The sequence below is a fragment of the Burkholderia humptydooensis genome (assembly GCF_001513745.1).
Lineage (GTDB): Bacteria > Pseudomonadota > Gammaproteobacteria > Burkholderiales > Burkholderiaceae > Burkholderia > Burkholderia humptydooensis.
Genome location: NZ_CP013380.1, coordinates 22,867 through 43,644, shown reverse-complemented (window position 1 = coordinate 43,644; position 20,778 = coordinate 22,867). Strand labels below are relative to the sequence as shown.

18 protein-coding genes are annotated in these 20,778 nt (G+C 69.3%); 5 read left to right on the top strand and 13 right to left on the bottom strand.

All coding sequences use genetic code 11. From position 1 onward, the window contains the following. Window positions 1–18 precede the first annotated feature (18 nt). The 3 genes from AQ610_RS00195 (at window position 19) to AQ610_RS00185 (ending at window position 5,564) form a co-directional block, all read left to right on the top strand. Complete coding sequence (locus AQ610_RS00195) at window positions 19–3,048, top strand: type III restriction-modification system endonuclease (RefSeq protein WP_006024014.1); 3,030 nt, start codon at window positions 19–21, stop codon at window positions 3,046–3,048. A gap of 239 nt (window positions 3,049–3,287) precedes the next feature. Then, a complete protein-coding gene (locus tag AQ610_RS00190; protein ID WP_006024015.1) occupies window positions 3,288–4,388 on the top strand; it encodes a porin in 1,101 nt (366 codons plus the stop codon). A 216-nt stretch (window positions 4,389–4,604) separates the two neighbouring features. Beyond that, window positions 4,605–5,564 (top strand): AraC-like ligand-binding domain-containing protein, encoded by a 960-nt coding sequence (locus AQ610_RS00185; protein ID WP_009910864.1) that lies wholly within the window; start codon window positions 4,605–4,607, stop codon window positions 5,562–5,564. A gap of 94 nt (window positions 5,565–5,658) precedes the next feature. On the opposite strand, the gene AQ610_RS00180 is transcribed toward AQ610_RS00185, so the two are convergent. The 10 genes from AQ610_RS00180 to AQ610_RS00135 form a co-directional block, all read right to left on the bottom strand. Further along, window positions 5,659–6,390 (bottom strand): ABC transporter ATP-binding protein, encoded by a 732-nt coding sequence (locus AQ610_RS00180; RefSeq protein WP_006024018.1) that lies wholly within the window; start codon window positions 6,388–6,390, stop codon window positions 5,659–5,661. Window positions 6,391–6,444: 54 nt separating this feature from the next. Then, window positions 6,445–7,167, bottom strand: a complete 723-nt coding sequence (locus AQ610_RS00175; protein ID WP_006024019.1) for an ABC transporter ATP-binding protein — start codon at window positions 7,165–7,167, stop codon at window positions 6,445–6,447. Beyond that, the gene (locus AQ610_RS00170) at window positions 7,164–8,213 is read right to left on the bottom strand and encodes a branched-chain amino acid ABC transporter permease (protein WP_006024020.1); all 1,050 of its coding nucleotides are present in this window, start codon (window positions 8,211–8,213) and stop codon (window positions 7,164–7,166) included. Before AQ610_RS00170 ends, AQ610_RS00175 begins: the two co-directional genes overlap by 4 nt. Continuing rightward, window positions 8,210–9,088 (bottom strand): branched-chain amino acid ABC transporter permease, encoded by an 879-nt coding sequence (locus AQ610_RS00165; protein WP_006024021.1) that lies wholly within the window; start codon window positions 9,086–9,088, stop codon window positions 8,210–8,212. Before AQ610_RS00165 ends, AQ610_RS00170 begins: the two co-directional genes overlap by 4 nt. Window positions 9,089–9,092: 4 nt before the next feature. Continuing rightward, entirely contained in the window at window positions 9,093–10,352 is a 1,260-nt protein-coding gene (locus tag AQ610_RS00160; RefSeq protein WP_006024022.1) for an ABC transporter substrate-binding protein, read from the bottom strand. 119 nt (window positions 10,353–10,471) lie between these two features. Beyond that, complete coding sequence (locus AQ610_RS00155; RefSeq protein ID WP_006024023.1) at window positions 10,472–11,977, bottom strand: aldehyde dehydrogenase family protein; 1,506 nt, start codon at window positions 11,975–11,977, stop codon at window positions 10,472–10,474. 55 nt (window positions 11,978–12,032) lie between these two features. Continuing rightward, window positions 12,033–12,425 (bottom strand): nuclear transport factor 2 family protein, encoded by a 393-nt coding sequence (locus AQ610_RS00150; protein WP_006024024.1) that lies wholly within the window; start codon window positions 12,423–12,425, stop codon window positions 12,033–12,035. 10 nt (window positions 12,426–12,435) lie between these two features. Further along, a complete protein-coding gene (locus AQ610_RS00145) occupies window positions 12,436–13,227 on the bottom strand; it encodes a molybdenum cofactor biosynthesis F family protein (protein WP_006024025.1) in 792 nt (263 codons plus the stop codon). 43 nt (window positions 13,228–13,270) lie between these two features. Then, entirely contained in the window at window positions 13,271–14,068 is a 798-nt protein-coding gene (locus AQ610_RS00140; RefSeq protein ID WP_006024026.1) for an SDR family NAD(P)-dependent oxidoreductase, read from the bottom strand. Window positions 14,069–14,141: 73 nt separating this feature from the next. Then, complete coding sequence (locus tag AQ610_RS00135; RefSeq protein WP_006024027.1) at window positions 14,142–15,815, bottom strand: GMC family oxidoreductase; 1,674 nt, start codon at window positions 15,813–15,815, stop codon at window positions 14,142–14,144. Between the two features lie 284 nt (window positions 15,816–16,099). On the opposite strand from AQ610_RS00135, the gene AQ610_RS00130 reads away from it, so the two are divergent. Together AQ610_RS00130 and AQ610_RS00125 are read left to right on the top strand one after the other, a co-directional pair. Further along, window positions 16,100–16,441 (top strand): PadR family transcriptional regulator, encoded by a 342-nt coding sequence (locus AQ610_RS00130; RefSeq protein WP_006024029.1) that lies wholly within the window; start codon window positions 16,100–16,102, stop codon window positions 16,439–16,441. Next, window positions 16,438–17,328 (top strand): DUF1700 domain-containing protein, encoded by an 891-nt coding sequence (locus tag AQ610_RS00125; RefSeq protein WP_006024030.1) that lies wholly within the window; start codon window positions 16,438–16,440, stop codon window positions 17,326–17,328. Before AQ610_RS00130 ends, AQ610_RS00125 begins: the two co-directional genes overlap by 4 nt. A gap of 283 nt (window positions 17,329–17,611) precedes the next feature. Here the strand turns inward: AQ610_RS00125 and AQ610_RS00120 are convergent, their stop codons facing one another. The 3 genes from AQ610_RS00120 to AQ610_RS00110 form a co-directional block, all read right to left on the bottom strand. Beyond that, entirely contained in the window at window positions 17,612–18,601 is a 990-nt protein-coding gene (locus AQ610_RS00120) for a fatty acid desaturase family protein (RefSeq protein ID WP_006024031.1), read from the bottom strand. Between the two features lie 35 nt (window positions 18,602–18,636). Continuing rightward, window positions 18,637–19,473, bottom strand: coding sequence for a PaaX family transcriptional regulator C-terminal domain-containing protein (locus AQ610_RS00115; RefSeq protein WP_006024032.1), 837 nt, complete (start codon window positions 19,471–19,473; stop codon window positions 18,637–18,639). Window positions 19,474–19,630: 157 nt separating this feature from the next. Then, window positions 19,631–20,668: a GlxA family transcriptional regulator gene (locus AQ610_RS00110; RefSeq protein ID WP_006024033.1), complete on the bottom strand. Its 1,038-nt coding sequence runs from the start codon at window positions 20,666–20,668 to the stop codon at window positions 19,631–19,633. Window positions 20,669–20,778 lie beyond the last annotated feature (110 nt).

Here is a 20,778-nt window from a genome sequence, read left to right as displayed (position 1 = left end):
AGACAAGGAAGATTGAGCATGCAGTTGCATTTCGAGTCGGATCTCGACTATCAGCTCGAAGCGATCGAGGCGGTATGCGATCTGTTTCGCGGCCAGGAGGCGTGCCGCGCCGAATTCAGCGTGACCGCGCAGGCCGCGCGGCGGCGCGCGAGCCCGCAGATTTCGCTCGGGATGGCCGAATCGGGGCTCGGCGTCGGCAATCGGCTGACGCTCGACGCGCACACGTTCGCCGAGAATCTCGCGCGCGTGCAGGTGCGAAACGGGCTGCCGCCGTCCGGCGCGCCGAGCTCGAACGATTTCACCGTCGAGATGGAAACGGGCACGGGCAAGACCTATGTGTACCTGCGCACGATCTTCGAGCTGCACCGCCGCTTCGACTTCACGAAGTTCGTGATCGTCGTGCCGTCGGTCGCGATCAAGGAAGGCGTGTACAAGACGCTGCAGATCACCGGGCAGCATTTCCGGCGCCTGTACGCGGGCGTGCCGTTCGACTACTTCGTCTACGATTCGGCGAAGCTCGGCGAGGTGCGCGGCTTCGCGTCGAAATCGACCGTGCAGATCATGATCGTCACGGTCGCGGCGATCAACAAGAAGGACGTCAACACGCTCTACAAGGACAGCGAGCAGACGGGCGGCGAAAAGCCGATCGACCTGATTCGAGCGACGCATCCGATCGTGATCGTCGACGAGCCGCAGAGCGTCGACGGCGGGCTCGATGGGCGCGGCAAGGAAGCACTCGACGCGATGCGCCCGCTCTGCACGCTGCGCTACTCGGCGACGCACGCGGACAAGTACCAGATGCTCTACCGGCTCGATGCGATCGACGCGTACGAGCGCAAGCTCGTCAAGCAGATCGAGATCGCGTCGGCGACCGTCGAGGATGCGCACAACAAGCCATTCATCCGCGTGATGTCGATCGGCAGCCGGCGCGGCGCGATCGCCGCGCGCGTCGAGCTTGACGTCGCGACGGCGGCGGGCGACGTCGAGCGGCAGACGGTTTCCGTCTCCGACGGCGACGATCTCGAGCGCGTCGCGCGCCGCGCCGTCTACGCGAATTTCCGGATCGGCGAGATTCACGCGGCGCGCGGCGCCGAGTATCTGGTGCTGCGCTATCCGGGCGGCGACGCGTTCCTGTCGATCGGCGACACATACGGCGACCTCGACACGCTCGCGATCCAGCGCGAGATGATCCGCCGCACGATCCGCGAGCATCTCGACAAGGAACTGCGCCTCACGCCGCTCGGCGTGAAGGTGCTGTCGCTCTTCTTCGTCGACGCGGTCGACAAGTATCGCAAGTACGACCGCCACGGCCAGCCGTTCAAGGGCGACTACGCGCTGCTGTTCGAGGACGAATACCGGCGCGCGGCGAAGCTGCCCGAATATCGCGCGCTGTTCGGCGGCGTCGACGCCGATCTCGCGGCGCAGGCCGTGCACGACGGCTATTTCTCGATCGACAAGAAAGGCGGCTGGACCGACACGAGCGACAGGAGCGCGGGCAGCCGCGAGAATGCGGAGCGCGCGTACGGCCTCATCATGAAGGACAAGGAGCGGCTGCTGTCGTTCGATACGCCGCTCAAGTTCATCTTCTCGCATTCGGCGTTGAAGGAAGGCTGGGACAATCCGAACGTGTTCCAGATCTGCACGCTGCGCGACATCCACAGCGAGCGCGAGCGTCGCCAGACGATCGGCCGCGGGCTGCGCCTCGCCGTCGACCAGCGCGGCGAGCGCGTGCGCGGCTTCGACGTCAACACGCTGACGGTGATCGCGGGCGAAAGCTATGAGCAGTTCGCCGAGAACCTGCAGAAGGAAATCGAAGCCGATACGGGAATCCGCTTCGGCATCGTCGAAACGCATCAGTTCGCCGCGCTGCCCGTGCCGGCCGGCGACGGCAGCGTGCAGCCGCTCGGCATCGAGCGGTCGGCCGCGCTGTGGACGTATCTGCGCGACGCCGGCTATCTCGATGCCCGCGGCCGCGTGCAGGACACGCTGCGCGCGGCGCTCAAGCTGCGCGCATTGCCGCTGCCCGACGAATTCGACGCGCAGCGCGCGCTGATCGTCGACATGCTGCGCAAGCTCGCGGGCCGGCTCGACGTGCGCAACGCGGACGAGCGCCGCCCCATCGCGCTGCGGCGCGACGCGCACGGCAAGGCGGTGTGCCTCAGCGACGAATTCCGTGCGCTGTGGGAGCGCATCCAGTACCGGACGACGTACCGCGTGAACTTCGACAACGCGCGTCTGATCGAGCGCTGCGTCGCCGCGCTGAAGGCGGCGCCCGCCGTCGCGCGCGCGCGGCTGCAATGGCGCAAGGCCGACATCGCGATCGACGCGTCGGGCGTCGAGGCAACCGAAACCGAGGCGGCGGATGCGATCGCGATCGACGAAGGCGAGCTCGACCTGCCGGATCTGCTGACCGAGCTGCAGGACCGCACGCAGCTCACGCGGCGCACGATCGCGACCGTGCTGATCGAAAGCGGCCGGCTCGACGAATTCCCGCGCAATCCTCAACGTTTCATCGCGCTCGCCGCCGCGACGCTCGAGCGCTGCAAGCGCGACGCGCTCGTCGACGGGATCGAATACAAGCTGCTCGGCAAGGAGCACGTGCATGCGCTGTCGCTGTTCGAGGACGAACCGCTTACCGGCTATCTGTCGAGCATGCGGCGCGGCGCGGCGAAATCGATCCACGAGGACGTGCCGTGCGAAACGCCCGCCGAGCGCGCATTCGTCGAATCGCTCGAACGGGACGACGCGGTCAGGCTGTATGCGAAGCTGCCCGGCTGGTTCAGGATTCCGACGCCGCTCGGCAGCTACAGCCCCGACTGGGCGGTGCTGATCGCCGAGGGCGACGGGCCGCGGCTCTATTTCGTCGTCGAATCGAAGAGCGGCATCGGCGACGGCGATCTGCAAGCGTACGAGCGGCGCAGGATACAGTGCGGCGCCGCACATTTCCGCGCGCTGGAGGCGGCCGCCGACAACCCGGCGCGCTACGTGCGCGCGCGCTCCGCCGACGATCTGCCGACGGCCGCCGCCAACGCGTGCGACGCGGCCTGAGCGCCGTCGCCGCAACGCCGTTCGTTTCCGGCGTGCGGCGCGCGCGCCGCATCGCGCCACGCCGCGCATTTCATTTCGACATCCGTAACGTCTGACGATCGCCGAGTGCATCGTCGAGCTAGTGTTTGTGCGCCGTCGGGAAAGATGCGCGCCGCACGCTGCTCCACACTCCGAGCCGGAGATCGACGGCGGCGCCCCGAGCGCCGCCGCGCATAACGACACCCCCAACGGAGACGACGATGAAGAAGTTTGCGGTAGCGGCGGCGGGGCTCGCCGTCGCGACGGGCGCGCACGCGTCCGGCGGCAGCGTCACGCTGTTCGGCCTGATCGATGCAGGCGTGTCGTACGTGTCGAACGAAGGCGGCAGGCACAGTGTGAGTTTCGACGACGGCATCGCGGTGCCGAACCTATGGGGGCTCAGGGGCACCGAGGATCTCGGCGGCGGCGCGAAGGCGATCTTCGAGCTGACGTCGCAATACGCGCTCGGCAACGGCGCCGCGCTGCCGGCGCCCGGCTCGATGTTCTCGCGCACCGCGCTCGTCGGCTTATGGAGCGAGCGGCTCGGTAGCGTGACGCTCGGCCAGCAATACGACTTCATGACCGATTCGCTGACGTTCGGCTCGTTCGACGGCGCGTTCCGCTACGGCGGCCTGTACAACTTCCGTCAGGGGCCGTTCTCGACGCTCGGGATTCCAAACAATCCGACCGGCTCGTTCGACTTCGACCGGATGGCGGGCTCGAGCCGCGTGCCGAACTCGGTCAAGTACACGAGCGCGAACCTGAGCGGGCTCGTGTTCGGCCTGATGTACGGCTTCGGCAATCAGGCGGGCGGCGGGCTGTCGGCGAACAGCACGGTCAGCGCCGGCCTCAAGTACGAGACGGGCAGTTTCGCGCTCGGCGCCGCATACGTCGAAGTCAAGTATCCGCAGATGAACAACGGGCACGACGGGCTGCGCAACTGGGGGCTCGGCGCGCGTTACGCATTGTCCGCGTTCGATCTGAACCTGCTGTACACGAACACGCGCAACACGCTGACGGGCGCGGCGATCGACGTGATCCAGGCGGGCGCGCGCTACGTCGGCGCGCCTTGGACGATCGGCGCGAACTACGAATACATGAAGGGCAACGCGCAGCTCGACCGCAACTACGCGCATCAGGTCACGGCGGCCGTGCAGTATGCGCTGTCGAAGCGCACGTCCGCGTATGTCGAAACTGTGTATCAGTACGCGGGCGGCAGCGCCGGCGCGCACGCGTGGATCAACGGCGTGATGGGGCCCGATGCGCAGTCGGGCTCGCGCTCGCAGTTTCTCGCGCGCATCGGGATGCTGACCCGTTTCTGATCGTCTTTCGCGCCCGGCGGCGGCCGCGCGGATCCTTGTGTGGGCCAACGCACGTAACGCGGCCGCTCACGCGTTAAAATCGCTGCCTAAGCAGCCGATTTTCGCGTGCGGAGTAAACCGGATTCAGCCCGCGCCGAATATTTAATATGCTAACTATATCCGGGCAGACCGCATGCCCCTGCATGGTCCGGCTGGACGTGTACTCGCAAGGAGCGCATGGTGAACGGCAGATTCTTCACGACGGCGGGCGAATCGCCCGCGTTTCGCGGCCGCGCGTGGGGCCGCGTCGTCACGCAATACTTCGGCGGACTCGACGCGTGCTGCGACGGCGATGACGCGTTCGACGCGCAGCTCAGCCAGTACGAGATCGGCCCGATGCGCGTGTTCACGATCGCCGCGCCCGCGCACCGGATCGTGAGGCCCGTCGCGGCGCTGCACGATCACGGCTCCGACTTCTTCAAGCTGATCCTGCAACTGAGCGGCGTGAGCGAGATCGAGCAGCGCGGCAAGGTGTTCCGGTTGCGCACGGGCGACTGGAGTCTGTACGACCCGCGCGTGCCGTACAGCATCGCGAACCTGACGCACGTCGAGCAGCTCGCGATCCAGATTCCGCGCAGGCAGCTCGGCGGCTTCGCGGTGCCCGGCCTGCACACGTCGGACGTCCGCGAGTTCGAGCTCAAGGGGCTGTTCTCGCTGTTGTCGTCGTTCCTCGTGTCGTTATCCGAACAATTGCCGTCGCTGCCCGGCACGACGGGCACCGCGCTGTCGGAGACGATCCTCGGCCTGATCGTCTCGACGCTGACCGCGCAGCGCGACGCGCAAGGCGCGCACGTCGCGCTGCCCGCCGTGCTGCGGATGCGCGTCAAGCAATACATCCACGGCCATCTCGCCGACGCCGACCTGTCGATCGACCGGATCGCACGCGAGCTGCGCTGCTCGAAGCGCTATCTGCACCGGATCTTCGAGGAGGAAGGCGTGACGATCGACCGCTACATCTGGTCGAGCCGGCTCGAGCGCTGCAAGGACGCGCTCGACAACGCGCGCGCGGCGAAACCCGCGATTTCCGAAATCGCGTTCAGTTGGGGATTCAGCAGCAGCGCGCATTTCTGCCGCAGCTTCAAGCAGCGCTATGGCATGACGCCGCGCGAGTTCGTGCGGCGTCGCGCCTTGTCCTGAGTTTCGGGCCCCGAGCGCCGATCGGAACGACGTTCCCGCGCGAGCGGCGGCCGGCCTGCTCGCATCGCGCCCGCCGCCGCTTCGCTCGCCTGCGTCACGCCGCGTTCGCGCTGCTTCCCTTCGACGCGAGATAGCTGCCGTGCAGAATCTCCGGCCGCTCGCGCAGCGTCTGCGCGCTGCCCGCGAACGCGACGCGCCCGCGTTCGAGCACGTATGCGTTCGTCGCGAGCGCGAGCGCGATCGTCGTGAACTGCTCGATCAGCAGCACCGCGACGCCGTCGTTCGCGATCTGCGCGACGGTCTGCGCGAGACGCTTCGTCACCGCGGGCGCGAGGCCGAGCGACAGCTCGTCGATGAGGAGTGTGTGCGGCTCGCCGATCAGCGCCTGCGACACGCACACCATCTGCTTCTGCCCGCCCGACAGATCATTGCCGCGCGCATCGAGCTTCGGCTTGAGCTCCGGGAAGAGCGCGAGCGCGCGGTCGATCGCATCATCGAGCCGCCGCGCCGACAGGAACGCGCCCGCCGCGCGCAGGTTGTCGCGCACCGACAGATCGCCGAGCACGCGGTGCCCTTCCGGCACGACCGCGACGCCGCGGCGACGCACCGCTTCGGGCCGCAGCGCGCCGAGCGGCGCGCCGTCGAGCAGCACGTCGCCCGACGTCGCGGGCAGCGCGCCGGCAATGCTCATCACGAGCGTCGATTTGCCGGCGCCGTTCGCGCCGACGAGCGCCGTCACCCGGCCGGGCGCGACCGCGAGCGATACGCCGTGCAGCACGGGCTTGTTCGCGCGATGGACGACGAGATCTTTCACTTCGAGCCGCATGATCGCCGGACTCCTTGTCGAATGGGGTGCGGCGCGCGCGCCGCGCCGAGTGCTTCAGGCTTCATGCTCGTCGAACGCCTGGCCGAGATATGCGCTGCGCACGAGCGGATCGTCGAGTACCGCGCGCGTCGGCCCGAGCGCGAGCCGCTTGCCGAAATCGAGCACGAGCGTCGCCTCGCACACGGCGTCGATCAGATCGACGTCGTGATCGATCAGCAGCACCTGCGCGCCGATGCATTCCGGAATGCGAACGATCACGTCGGCGAGCCGCGCGGCTTCCGTCTCGTTCAGGCCCGCGCCAGGCTCGTCGAGCAGCAGCAGGCGCGGCTCGCCGACGAGCGCCTTGCCGAGCTCCAGCATCCGCCGCTGATACAGGTTGAGCGCCGCGCCCGGCGCGTGCGCGACGTCCGCGAGGCCGACGAGCTCGAGCGCGCGCCGCGTGTCGTCGCGCGCGGCGAAGGCCGGCATCACGTGCTCGGCGAGCGCGAGCACGTTGTCGTGAACGCTCAGATCCTCGACGATCTGTTCGGTCTGGAACGTCCGTCGCACGCCCGCGCGCACGCGCTCGGCGACGGAGAGCGCGAGCAGCGCGCGGCCGTCGAGCGCGACGCTGCCCGCGCGCGGCCGCAAAAAGCCGCTCAGCACGTTGAGCAGCGTCGTCTTGCCCGCGCCGTTCGGGCCGATCAGCCCGCAGATGGGCGCGGCGAGCTTCGCGTCGAGCGCATTGAGCACGCGCGTGCCGCCGAACTGCACGGTGAGGTTCGATATCTCGATCATCGCGCGCCTCCGTCGCGGGCGCGAAACGCGCGCCCGACACGCGACGCAAGCCCGGCAAGCTGCCCGGCGATGCCGGCGGGCGCCGTGATCAGCGCATGCAGCAGCGCCGCGCCGAAGAAGATCATCGCGAGATAGCCGTTCACGCCGAAGTCGGTCAGGAGCGCGGGCACCGCGCGCAGCAACAGCCCTGTGATCAGCGCGCCGAACCAGTGATAAACGCCGCCGACGACCGACAGCGCGAACAGCAGCACCGATTCCGATGCGGCGAACGCGCGCCCATCGAGCTGGCCGACGGAGCCCGCGAGCAGGCCGCCCGACAGCCCGGCGAGCAGGCCCGCGAGCCCGAACGCCCAGGTCCGGTAGAAGACGACGTTGACGCCCGCCGCGAGCGCCGGCATCTCGCCGCGCCGGATCAGCGCCCACGAGCGCCCCGCTTTCGAGCGCCGATGCAGCTCGATCAGCGCGAACGCGAGCGCGGCCCACGCGGCGACGTAGCGGAAATACGCGGCGTCGCTCTGGCCGGCGAGCGGCCGCGCCATCATCTGCCGCGCGCCGAACGACAGATGGCCGGTGAAGCCGCCGCCGCCGTCCGGAAAGCCGATCGCGGACGCGACGACCTGAAACCCGCCCGCCATCATCAGCGTGACGAGCGCGAGATAGAGGCCGCGCAGGCGCAGCGCGGGCAGCCCGGCGATCATCCCGATCGCGCTGCCGCCCGCCGCGCCCGCGATCACGCACAGCTCGAACGGCGCGCCTAGATGCGCGAGCCTGAGCGCGATCCAGCCGCCGACGCCGAGCAGCGCATGCTGCGACAGGCACACGAGCCCGAGCTGCCGGTACAGCAGCGCGACGCCCGCGGCGGCGATGCTGACCGTCAGCGCGGACGTCAGCGTCTTGATCCAGTATGCGTCGGCGACGGCGGGCACGACGAGCGCGATCGCGGCGAGCGTGCCGAGCGTCGCGGCGAGCGGCAGGCGCGCGCCGGACGGCCTGGCGCGCGCGGCCGCATCGCGCGGCGTCGCGGCGAAGGCGAGGGGCGTTTTCATGATTCGTTCGCGGCGTGGCCGCTCGATTGGGAGCCGATGAAGAGCATCGCGACGAGCGCGATCAGGAACGGCGTCGCGCTGCGGTACGGCGCGAAGCCGGGCACGGTGATCGCGAGCGCCTCGGCGAGGCCGATCGCGACGCCGGCCGCCACCGTCGCGGGCAGCGACGCGAGCCGGCCGACGATCGCCGCGGCGAACGCCGGGATCACGAGGAACGTGAGCACCGCCGCCTGCAGGCGCACGAGGTTCGCGAGCAGCAGGCCGGTAATGCCCGCGAATACGCCCGAAATCGCCCAGGCGGCCGCGTCGACGCTCAGCACGCGAATGCCGAGCAGGCCGCTCAGGCGCCGGTCGTTCGACAGCGCGCGCATCTGCAGCCCGAGCCGCGTGCGCGCGAGCACGAGGCCGATCGCCGCCATCATCGCGAACGCGAGCGCGAGGCCGACGATGCGCGTGTACGTGAAGCGGACGTCGCCGAAGTCGAGCGCTTCGCTGTCGGTCGGCAGCACGAGGCGGCGCGGCGTGTCGCCCCAATGCCATTCGCAGAAGCCGAGCAGCACGAGCGCGAAGCCGAGCGTCGCGACGCTGCGCACGACGCGATCGCGCGCGGCGAGCCGCGGCGCGATCGCGAGGCCGTAGACGAGCGACGCCGCGGTCGACGCGGCGATCGCCGCGCCCCACGCGAGCGCCTGCGGATAGTCGGCGTCGAGGCACGCGGCCGCGACGTAGGCGCCCAACGCGCCCGTCGCGCCGAACGCGAAGTTCAGCACGCCGGACGCGCGATACAGCACGACGAGGCCGACGCCCGACAGCGCGTAGACCGCGCCGACGCCGAGCCCGGAGATCAGATAAGGGGCGAAGTCGATCGCGTTCATGGCGTCAGTGCATCTTCCTTTCGGCCGCGCGGATGTCGGCGAGTTGCGGATCGTCGACTGCCTGGCACGCCGACGCCGTCTTCCAGCCCGCGCCCGTCGATTGCGCCATCCGGCCCGCGTTGTTCGCGTTGTGCCGCTCGCCCGCGCCGACGTAGAACGGGCCGCACAGGATGTCGCTGCGGAAATCCTTCACCTCGCGCAGCGCGGCCGTCACGTGCGCGCGGTCGAGCTGGTTCGCGGGCAGTTTCAGCAGCGTGTCGGTCACGAGCCGCGCGGCGAGATAGCCCGCCTGCGAGAACGTGTCGCGCGGGTCCTTCCTGTCGCCGTACTTGTCCATCACCGCGCGCCAGTTCCGGTTGTCGGGCGTTTGCGCGTCGAGCGGCTGGAATTCGAGATTCACGTCGAAGTTGCCCTTCCAGTACGGGCCGATCGCCTTCGGCACGCCGAGGTCGTAGCCGGACGCCGCCGAGACGAAGCGAATCCGCCCGCCGAGGTTCTGCTGCTCGGCGGCCGACAGGATCGGCACCATCAGCCCTTTCGGCAGCCCGAGCAGAATCGCCTGCGGATGCTTCGACGCCGCCTGCAGCACGACCGACGTCGGATCGGCGGAATCGGGGTCCATCACGATCGTGTCGACGCTCACGCCGTTGCGCTTGCCCCAGAGCGCCGGCCCTTCGCACGACCACGCGCCGAGGCTCGGGATGTTCGGCGCGATGCACACCATCCGCGTCGCCTTGTACTGCTGCTTCGCGTACAGCGCCGCCTCCGTCATCGACAGGCGCGGCCCCATGTTGAGCGGCACGTAGTTGCGCGCGAAATAGCATTCGCGCGGCACGCCGACGCCCGCGATCGCGATCACGTTTTCCTGTTCGTAGAACTTCGCGTTCGCGCCGCATTCGACGAAGCTCGCGTTGCCCGCGAGCGCGAGCACCTTGCGGTCGCGCACGAGCTTCGACGCGACCTGCGACGCGGTTTCCGGATTCCATTGATCGTCTTCGACGAGATACTGGACCGGCCGGCCGTTGATGCCGCCGTTCGCGTTCACGCACCTGAAATACGCGGCGGCCGCGCGCGCCGACGAGCTGAAATCGTCGGGCCCGGTCTTGCCGACGATCGCGCCGATCGGAATCGGCGCGCCGGTTGCGGGCTTGCCGTTCGCGAGCCCGCAGCTCTGCGCGAACGCCGCATGCTGCACGAGAAATCCCGCCGTGGCGATGCACGCGCCGGCAAGCGTGCGCTTCATGTGGGGGAAAAGCGGCTTCATCGTGTCTCCTGATGTTGTCGTGGGGCGCGGCTTTCCGCGTGCGGGCCGCGCCCTCGGGGGCTGCGTGGATGCTTCGGGGTTGCTTCAGCGCCGCTTCGGCGCACCGACGCTCGTGTCGCTCAATGCGCGATGCAGACGGACTTGAGTTCGGTGAACTGTTCGAGCGCCGCGCGGCCGAGCTCGCGGCCGTAGCCCGATTGCTTGAAGCCGCCGAACGGCAGGTTGCTGTCGAGCATGTTGTGCGTGTTGACCCAGACGATGCCCGCCTTCAGCCGCGGCACGACGCGATGCACGCGCGACAGGTTCTGCGACCACACGCTCGCCGCGAGCCCGAAGTCGGTGTCGTTCGCGAGCCGCACCGCGTCGTCGAGCGTGTCGAACGGCGTGACCGTGACGACCGGCCCGAACACCTCTTCGCGCACGATCCGCATCGAAGGCGCGGCGTCGACGAACACCGTCGGCTTCACGAAATAGCCGCCGTCGAGCGCGCGCGTGCCGCCCGTGACGAGCGTCGCGCCCTCCTCCTTCGCGGCGTCGACGTGGCTGAGCACGCGCTCGAAGTGCCGTTTCGACACGAGCGGGCCGATCTGCGTGTTCGGATCGAAGCCCGAGCCGATCTTCATCGATTCGGCCGCCGCCGCGATGCCGGCGACGACTTGCTCGAACAGGCGTTTTTGCACGTACACGCGCGAGCCCGCCGTGCAGACCTGCCCCTGATTGAAGAAGATGCCCTGCGCCGCGCCGCGCGCGGCGACGTCGGGATCGGCATCGTCGAAGACGATCAGCGGCGATTTGCCGCCGAGCTCGAGCGTGAAGCGCGCCATCCGGTCGACGGCCGCGTGGCCGATCGCGCGGCCCACGCCGACCGAGCCAGTGAACGTGATCTTGTCGACGCCCGGATGCGCGACGAGCGCCGCGCCCGCCTCGGCGCCCGTGCCCGTCACGACGTTCAGCACGCCGTCGGGCAGCCCCGCTTCCTGCGCGAGCTCGCCGAGGCGCAATGCGGTGAGCGGCGTTTCCTCCGACGGCTTCAGCACGACCGTGCAGCCGCATGCGAGTGCGGTCGCGATCTTCCACAGCGCGATCGCGAGCGGAAAATTCCACGGCACGATCGCGCCGACGACGCCCACTGCCTCGCGGCGCGTGTACGCGAAATACTCGGTGCCGGCGGGCGCGGCGATCGACGTGTCGAGCGTCGAGCCTTCGAGCTTCGTCGCCCAGCCGGCCACATAGCGCACGTACTCGGCGCCGCCCAGCACGTCGATCGCGCGCGCGACGCCGACGAGCTTGCCGGTTTCGAGCGTCTCGAGCGCGGCGAGCTCGTCCGCGTGACGCTCGATCCGGTCGGCGAGCCGATGCAGCAGCTTCTCGCGGCTCGCGGGCCGCATGCGCGGCCAGTCACCCGAATCGAACGCGCGGCGCGCGGCGGCGACGGCCGCGTCGACGTCGCGCGCATCGCTCGCGGCGACTTCGGCGATGGTCATCTCGGTCGCGGGATCGACGACGGGCAGATAGCGGCCCGAGCGCGGCTCGGCGGCGCTGCCGTCGAGCCAGTTGCCGAACTGGCGGCGGGCGAGAAAGCCGGATTGGCGTTGATGCTGGGTCGAGAGAGCGGCCAGGTTCATGGAGATCTCGTGCGAAACAAAAAAACGCGTTGGTTGAACGAACGGACGAAGGCGCTTACGGCTGCATCGCCTGCGCGACGAGCAGCGTGTCGGTGAACTGCTCGAAGCGCACGATCTTGCCCGCGTCGACGCGCCACACGTGCGCGACGCGGCATTCGAACGACTTGCCGGTTCGCCTGTACGTGCCCGAGTAGCGGCCGATGCCGATCACGGTATCGCCCGCGTCGTGCAGCGCGTCGAGCTTGAACGCATAGCCGTTCCACTCTTCGCCGAGGCGCTGGAACACGTTGCGGACGATCTCGTCCGCGCTGCGGTACGTGCCGGCGCACGGAAAGCCCGCCATCTCGGTCCATTCGATCGCGGGCGCGATGTCGGCCATCATCGCGGCGGGGTCGTGTCTGTCGGACGCCGCATAGTGATCGGCGACGATTTGATAAGGGGTACGCATCGTGTGATCCTCAGACGGGTTGCGCATCGTTCGGGTAGACGGTCTGCGACAGTTTGCGGATGAAGGAGCCGGCCGGCCGGTTCGCGATCGCGCCGTCGCCCGTCTCGCCGAGGAACTTGCCCGTCGAGCGGCCGGCCGCGAAGTTGAAGACGAACACCGAGGCAACCGGAATCAGGAATTCGCGGAACGTGAACACGTAGAGGTCGTCGGCGAACCTGTAGGTTGTCGCGAGATCGACGTCGCCGTGGCCGCGCTGCTCGCCGACGAGGCATTGCCAGCAGTAGCGCGTCGAGCTCAGGTACGTGTGCTCGTACGTGTGGTTCGGGCTGTAGACGTTCAGCGTGCGCGTGCCGATCAGGTCGCGCGTCTCCTCGGGCGCAGCGCCCGAAGCGCCCGCGCCCGCTTCGCCGCCCGCGAGCGTGCCGACCAGAAAATCCTGCGCGACGCGCGGCGCGGCGCCCGCTTCATCGCGGCTGCGAATCCGCGACAGGATGCCGAGCGCGCGCCGCGTCGCGGTGTTGAACACGAGCGTCAGCGCTTCGGCCGGCCGGCTCCGGAACGTGACGTCGACGAAGAACGTGTCGGGCGCGACTTCGATCGCCTCGTACCAGTCGGTGTCGCTCGCGTCGCTGCGACGCCACGCGAGCGTGTGGTCGCCGACGAAGCGCGCGGCGAACGCGCCGCTCGGCAGCTCGAACGTCAATGCGCGGCCGGCGAGCGCGCCGGTCGCGGGCAGCCGGTTCGTGTCGATGCCGGCCGCGAAGTCTTCATAGTTCTTCCAGTCCTGCGGTTTGTCGTTCATCGGTGGGTCCTCGGAAAAATGTTTTTTCGCGTGGCCGTGGCGCTCAGCGCGCGAATTCGATCGTCGGCAGGTCGACGGCCGATGCGCCGCCGTCGACGAGCAGTGACGTGCCCGTGATCATCGACGCATACGGCGACGCGAGATACAGCACCGTGTCGGCGATTTCGTCGGGCTCCGCCGGGCGGCCGAGCGGGACGTCGCGCGTGACGAGCCGGTAGGCGTCCTCGCGCGTCGCGAGCCCGCGCGCGTCGCGCAGCGCGTCCATCTGCTCGTCGGCCATCGCGGTGCGCACCCAGCCCGGACACACCGCGTTCACGCGCACGCCGGCGCTGCCGTAGTCGCGCGCGAGCGAGCGCGTGAGGCCGATCAGCGCATGCTTCGTCGTCACGTAGCCGACGACGTTCGGGCCCGCGAAATGTCCGGCGAGCGACGAGAGGATCACGATGTTGCCGCGCCGCTCGATCAGCTCGGGCAGCAGCTCGCGCGCACAGACGAATGCGGTGTCGAGATTCACCCGCGTCGATTGCGCCCACGACGCGTCGTCGGTGTCGAGCGCGCCGCCGACGCCGTGGCCGCCCGCGTTCGCGACCAGCACGTCGACGCGCCCGAACGCCGCGCGCGCGTCATCGAGCGCGCGCCGCACGTCGCGCGCGTCGGCCGCGTCGCCCGCGACGGCGATCGCGGCGGCGCCGAGCGGTTGCGCGGCCGCGTCGAGCGGCTCGCGACGGCGGCCGAGCAGAACGACCTTGCCGCCCGCTTCGACGAACCTGCGCGCGACGGCCGCGCCGATGCCCGTGCCGCCGCCCGTGATCAACGCGACCTTGTCGTTGAACGTGTGCATGACTGACGTCTCCTTCGAGTGGATGTGAAAAGCGCGATCGTGACGATTCGCCGCGACGGCGGGAGCGCGGCGCTCAGCGCACGCCGCCGGCGTCGAGCGGCGCGGCGGCATGCGACGCGCCCGCGACAATGCGCGCGTTCGGCGCGCCCGCAGGCGGCAGCATGAACTCGGCGCAGCGCTCGGCGATCATGATCGTCGGCGCATTCGTGTTGCCGGATACGAGCGAGGGCATCACCGATGCGTCGCAGATCCGCAGCCCGCCGACGCCGCGCACGCGCAGTTGCGAATCGACGACCGACGCCGGATCGCCGCCCATCCGGCACGTGCCCGACGGGTGATAGACGGTCTTCGCGTGCGAGCGCACGTATGCGGCGAGATCGACGCGACCGCCTTCGGCCGGCAGCATCTCGCCCGCGATCGCCTTCGACATCGACGGCGTCCGCATGATCTCGCGCGCAAGCGACAGGCCGCGCACGAGCGTCGCGAAATCGTCCGGATGACTGAGGAAATTGCCGTCGAACAGGATCGGCGCGAGCGGATCGGCGCTGCGCAGGCGCACCGTGCCGCGCGACTTCGGCCGCAGGAAGCACGGGTTGATCGAGATCCCGTGCCCTTCGAGCGGCTCGCGGCCGACGTCGCCGACGAGCACGGGCAGCACGTGGAACTGCACGTCGGGGCGGCCGCCTTGCGCGGTATCGACGAAGCCGCCGCTCTCGACGACGTTCGACGTGAGGAGCCCCGTGCGGAACAGCGCGTACTGGATGCCGTGGCGCAGCGCGTTGAGCCCGCGGTCCTGGCCCGCGAGGCTCACCGGCTCGCGCGCGCGGCCGTACAGCGACACTTCGAGATGGTCCTGGAAGTTGAGCCCGACCTCGGGCGCGTCGTGGACGACCGGAATGCCGTGTCGCTGCAACTGCTCGGCAGGGCCGACGCCCGACAGCATCAGCAGCTTCGGGCTCGCGAGCGCGCCCGCGGACAGCACGATCTCGGCGCGCGCGCGCACGAGCCGCTCCTCGCCGCCGCGCAGCCGATAGCGGACGCCGGCCGCGACGCCGTTTTCGAACACGATGCGCGTGACGAACGCGTCGGTCTCGACCGTCAGCAGCGGGTTGCGCCGGACGTCGGCGAGATACGTCGCGGCGGTGCTGCCGCGCCGGCCTTCGAACGTCGTCGTCTGATAGAAGCCGACGCCCGCCTGCGATGCGCCGTTGAAGTCGTCGTTGTACGGCAGCCCGAACTCCTGCGCGCCCTGAACGAACGCCTGGCTCAGCGGATGACGAAAACGCGTGTCGCTCACGTGCAGCGGCCCATCCGCGCCGTGCAGCGGCCCCGCGAGCCGGTGGTTGTGCTCGGCGCGCCGGAAGAACGGCAGCACGTCGTCCCAGCCCCAGCCGTCGCAGCCGGCGTCGCGCCAGCCGTCGTAATCGGCGGGCGTGCCGCGGATGTACACCATCGCGTTCACCGAGCTGCCGCCGCCGAGCGTGCGGCCCTGCGGCACGTGCATCCGCCGGCCGGCCGCGTGCGCTTGCGGCTCCGTCTCGTAGATCCAGGTCCGCTTCGTGCCGATCACGCGCACGAACGTCGCGGGCGTGCGGACGAAGAACGAATTGTCGGGCGGGCCGGCTTCGAGCAGCAGCACGCGATGCCCGGCGTGGACGAGCCGGTGCGTGACGACGCAGCCGGCCGAGCCGCCGCCGATCACGATGTAGTCGAATTCCGTCGAGCCGTTGGGGGTTGCCGCGGACATGTGTCGCTTCTCGCTGGGTCGGATGGATGGACAGGCTGCCACTATCGGCGAAATCGGCCGGCGTGCGCGCCGTGTGCGCTGTCGATCAATTCAAACTGCGTTCTGAGCGGCGGACGGCGACGGCGCGCGCGTTGCGCGGCGGCATTCATCGTGCATAAAACAGTACCTTGCATTAGATGATACCAGTTGCTATAGTCGGCCCATGTTCAGCGGCGGCATGCACGACGGGCCGCCGCTGAACATGACATGGTATCTTGCAACGCACACTACGCCGGCGGAATGGAATGAAGACCCAGTTGAAGAAAGGCACGCTCGACATGTGCGTGCTCGCCGTGCTGGCGCGGCGGGACAGCTACGCGTACGAGCTCGTGTCGACGCTCGCCGAAACGATGGAGATCAGCGAAGGCACGATCTACCCGCTGATGCGGCGTCTGCAGGCCGAGGCGTGGGTGACGACCTACCTCGTCGAATCGACGTCGGGGCCGCCGCGCAAGTACTACTCGATCACCGGCGCCGGGCGCGCGAGCCTGCGGCAGATGGAGGACGAGTGGCTCGGTTTCGTCGACGAAGTCAACGGCGTGCTGGCGCTGCACGGCACGCGAGCGGACGGAGAGGAACGGCAATGAAGCAGGACGCATTCATCCAGCGGTTGCGGCAGGCGCTCGGCAGCCTGCCGAAGCGGGACATCGACGAGATCGTCGCCGATTACCGCGAGTACATCGGCGACGCGCTCGCGGCCGGGCGCGCGGAAGAAGACGTGATCGCCGCGCTCGGCGATCCGGAGAAGCTCGCGCGCGAGCTGAAGGCGCAGGCGAATTTCCGGCAATGGGAGGAGCGTCGCTCGTTCGGCAATCTGATGCGCGTCGTCGGCTCGATCGCGGGCCTCGGGCTGCTGCACCTGATCCTGCTCGTGCCGTTCCTGCTGTACATGCTCGTGCTGACGACGGGCTATGTGTTCTTCGGCGCGCTGACGGTGGCGGGGCTCGTCACGCTCGTCGCGTTCGGCAGCCATTACGTATTCGGCACGCCCGTGCCGGGCGTCCTGCCGTTCGGCGGCGGCGCGGCGCAGGTCGGCGCGGCCGGCGCGGCCGGTGCGACGGCCGGCAAGGGCGCGGCGGACGGCACGGAGGCGCGGGGCGGCGAGATCGCGAACACGGGCGCGTCGGCGCCGGGCGTGAACGTGCCCGGCGTCGCGGGCGGCAATGTGCAGATCACGCCGGACGGTCGCGGCGGCATGAACCTGTCGGTGACGAACGGCGAGAATGCGGTGTCGATCGTCGGCGGCCGGATCACCGTCGACAACGGCAAGCAGCACGTCAGCGTCGCCGCGCCGACCGGGTTCGCGCTCGGGGGCATCGCGTTCGGCTACGGGCTGGCGATGCTGCCGATCGGGATCGTCGGGCTGCTCGTGTGCATCTGGTTGACGCGCGTCACGTGGCGCGCGCTCGTGCGGTATGTGCGGCGGCGGATCGATGCGGTGTCGGCGAAGCTCGAGCGTGGGCGGGTGGGTTGAGGTTCGGGCGTTCGAGGACAATCAGCGCTTCAGATAATCGCCGGAGGCGAAGCATCTTTTTCTGTGTCGCGGAATGTGCGAACCACGGTCTCTTTCGCATCAATGCCCTATCGGCCGTGCAACCTTCTGTACGGGCAATGAATTGTCGCGGGCTGTGAAGAACAACTTTTGCGGTACACAGTTCGAATGGTGGTTTATCCCCAAATTGTCCACTGATTGCGGGCGGGTTTTCGTGGGATATACATGAGAGCGCCGGATGTCCGTCACCCGGCGTTCTGCTCACTCAAGCCGCCGCCATCTTTCCGCTGACGGTCTTCAGCACCTGCCAGTACGACGGCGGCCGCGCGACGCAGCCGCGCTCGCGCAGCATCCGGTGCATCTTCGGCAGCCGGAAGTACGGCACCGACGCCATCAGATGATGCTCGACGTGGTAGTTCACGTGGATCGGCGCGACGGTCGCGCGCGCGAGCCAGCCGGCGCGCGTCGTGCGCGTGTTGCGCAGCGGATCGTCGCTCGTCTCGAGGCATGCATGCTCGGCCATCGAGCGGATGCGGATGAAAAGCGGAAACGGCGTCACGTACGCGAGCACCCACACGCCGTACAGCCACGGATGGCCGCTTGCCCATAGCGCGCCGAACAGGATGGCGTTCGTGATCAGCATGCCGGCCGCGGTGCGGAAGAACGCGGCCGGATAGTCCCGCCAGCGGCGGCCCGTCTGCGGCAGGCGCCGGATGTCGTTCGTCAGCGACCACTCGAGCACGCCCGCGTCCATCAGCACGCGGCCGATCAGGAACTTGACGCCCGTGACGCCCGAAAGGTCGCGCAAGCACTTGCGCACGAGCGATGCGCGCGTCGTCGGCAGGCCCGCGACGAGCGACAGATCGGGATCGACGCTCGACGACGTCGTCGCATGGTGCGTCAGGTGGTATGGGCGGTACTTGTGCAGCTCGTTCCAGATCGGCCGCGCGCACAGCCAGTCGACGAGCACGTCGTTCGCCCAGCGCGCGCGGAACAGCGTGCCGTGCGCGGCGTCGTGCTGGAGGATGCCGAGGCAGAGCTGGCGTCCGGCGATGATCGTCATGCCGGCCGCGAGCGCGAGCGCGAAGCCCCAGGCCGGAAAATGCGCGCGCGCATACGCGAGGCCCGCGAACGCGAGCGCGATCACCGCCCACGTCGAGCCGACCGCCCACGCGCCGCGCCAGTTCGAGCGCACGGTCAGCGCGCGGATCTCGTCGCGGGTGAAGAGGTCGCGGATGCGGATTCTGTCGGTCATATCGAGGTCTCCTCCGGCCGTTTGTCGCGCCAGTGCTAGTGCAGGTGGCCCGCGATCGCGCCGCGCGCCGCGCCCGGCGCGGACGGCTGCTCGCTGTCGAGGAGCGCGCGCCAGATCCGGTGGCCCGCGCCGACATAGCGCCGCGCGCATTCGATGAACGCCGCGCGCGCGGCGACGTCGACGAACGGCTCCGGCAGCAGCGGATCGAACACGACCTGCCGGATCGCCTTGCCGCCGAGCAGGAACGCCTCGCGCGCGGCGACGTCGAGATCGAGCTCCGGCGCACGCGTGAGCCAGTCTTCGAGCTGCGCGCCGAGCGCGCGATACGTGTCTGACAGCGCTTCGCCGTCCCACAGCGCGCGGATGCGCGCTTCCTGCGCGGCGTCGAAGCCCATCGCGACGAACACGGCCGCCGCCGGCTCGACGCCGAGCTTCGTCAGCCGCCGGCGCACCGAGTCGACATTGCCCGCGATGTTGTCCGGGCGCACGTACAGGCTCTTGTCCCATTCGCGGAAGCCGAGCATCTCGAACGCGCGCTCGCGGCGGGCGAGGGCAGTGCGGTCGACGCGGCCGAGCGAGATGCACGACACCATCAGATACGCGCCGCTCCAGCGGCGCAGCCGCGATTCGACGGTGCGCCACGCGGTCAGCTCCTCGGACAGCTCGACGGCCGACGGCCCGAGCCGGTAGCTGCCGCGCTCCGCGCCTTCGACGAGCGACTCGGCCGCAAGCCGCGCGAGCGCGACGCGCACGCTGTTCTCGGTGAGACCGAACAGCCGGCACGCGATGATCGCCTCGCGCACCTGCAGCGGCTCGCCGTCCTTGGCGACCAGCAAATCGAGGATCAGATGTTTCGCGGTGGGTTGCGTCATGGGGCTTTTCGCGGCTGGCAAACGAAAGGTGATTACTCAGGATTTATTTATATAGAATTTTTAGTAATGTTTCAAGTGAATTGACAGGGGAAATGACGGCGGCCGCGGTGGCCGGCACCGCGGCCGCGCGATCGCCGCCCGATTACTTTCCGGCCCATCAGCCCGCGCCGCCGCCCTCAGCCGCATCGCTCCGCGCGCCGGGCCGATGCCGGTTCCGATACTGAATCGGGCTGCATCCTTGCCCCGCGAGGAACGCATGGCTCAGCGCGCTCGCGCTCGCGAAGCCGCATTCGTCGGCGATGTGATCGAGCGTCATCCGGCTCGTGCGCAGCAGGAATGCGGCGAGTTCGACGCGCAGCGCGGCGACGTAGCGCCGCAGCGTGAGCCCGGTCGCGGCCGCGAAGCGCCGCGACAGCGTGCGCTCGCTCATCGCCGCGCGCGCGGCGAGTTCGGCGAGCGTCGGCGGATGCGCGAGCGCGCGCTCGACGCCGTCCTGCACCGCGAGCACCGGCGCATCGCCGTGCCGCTTGTACTGCGCGGCCCACACAGCCATGTGCTCGTACGACGGCAGCGACTGCGTGAGCGCGACCCGCAGCAGCCGCTGCGACACGCCCGCGCCGAAGCAGTAGTCGATCACGTACGCGCACGCATCGACGGCCGGATTGATGCCGCTCACGGTGATGAGCCGCCCGTCGACCACGAGCGGCTTCGACGGCGTATAGCGCACCGCCGGAAAATGCCGCGCGAACAGCGTGCGCTCGCTTGGCAGCCCGGTCGCGCTGCGGCCGTCGAGCAAGCCGGCCTTCGCGAGGAGCGGCGCCGCGTTGAGCCCGACGACGAGCGCGCCCGCCGCATAGCGGCGCTTCAGCCAATCGATGAACACGCGCTCGACCGTGTCGATCTGCTCGTCCGGCATGAATTGCGCGGGGACGATCACGACTTCGTGCGCGTCGGCGTCGCGCAGCGCGGCCGTCGCCGGCACGTCGATGCCGCCGATCGTCGGCACCGGCCGGCCGTCGTGTGACAGGATCGCGATGTCGAACAGCCGGCTGTTCACGACGTCCAGGCTGCGCGCCTTCATCGTGCCGGCGAGCAGCAGCATTTCGTGCGTGAGGAACACATAGCCGCCCAACAGGCGCGGCGGCAGAAGGATCGCGACCCCGGGCCGGCCGGCGTCACGCGGCGGTTTTTTCATGTCAAGAAAATGGCGCTTCGGATCAACGCAGATTGTCCCGGACTTGCTCAAATACCGCAAACAGCCTGTCGCCGACGCCAGCGCGCCGCGCGATTTCCTCACTGGAGACG